Annotated in this window: 1 protein-coding gene; it reads right to left on the bottom strand. The window is 79.3% G+C overall.

Annotated features, from left to right (window positions below):
- Window positions 1-374, bottom strand: a 374-nt coding sequence (locus A6V29_RS08875; RefSeq protein ID WP_249933127.1) for an L-threonylcarbamoyladenylate synthase, incomplete at its 3' end; no start/stop codon positions are given.
- Window positions 375-550 lie beyond the last annotated feature (176 nt).

Below are 550 nucleotides of genomic sequence, written 5' to 3'. Positions count from 1 at the left end.
GTCGTCGCGGCCGGCCGCCCGGAGCGGTTCGCGCTCGAGACGGCGAGCGGGCCGGTGCGGCGCAGCAGGTCCCGCGTCAGGTCGTCGTCAGGCAACCGGACGGCGACGGTGCCCTCCGCGTCGCCCAGGTCCCACGCCAGCGAGGGCGCGTGCTCCACGACGAGGGTCAGCCCGCCGGGCCAGAACGCCTGCGCGAGGGCCAGGGCCGCGGGCGGCGGCTGCAGGACCAGGCCGGCCAGCGTCGACGCCTCGCCGATGAGCACGGGCACCGGCATGCCCCGGCCCCGGTTCTTCGCCGCCAGCAGCGCGGTCACCGCCGTCGGGCTGAACGCGTCGGCCGCCACGCCGTACACGGTGTCCGTCGGCAGCAGCACCAGCCCGCCGGCGCCCAGGGCCGCGGCCGCGGCGTCCAGGCCGGCGGCGCGCGCCGCGGGGATCGGTGCAGTCGTAGGTCTCGGCCACGGGGAGGCAGTCTCCCACCGGCGCCGAGGATCCCGTCGGCCGGTGCGTCAGTCGTCGCCCCGGCCGCCGTTCCCGCGGCCTCCGCCAC

The organism is Blastococcus sp. CCUG 61487 (assembly GCF_005222955.1).
Lineage (GTDB): Bacteria > Actinomycetota > Actinomycetes > Mycobacteriales > Geodermatophilaceae > Blastococcus.
Note: the sequence above shows the minus strand (reverse complement) of the source record. Positions and strands in the feature narration are given on the sequence as shown.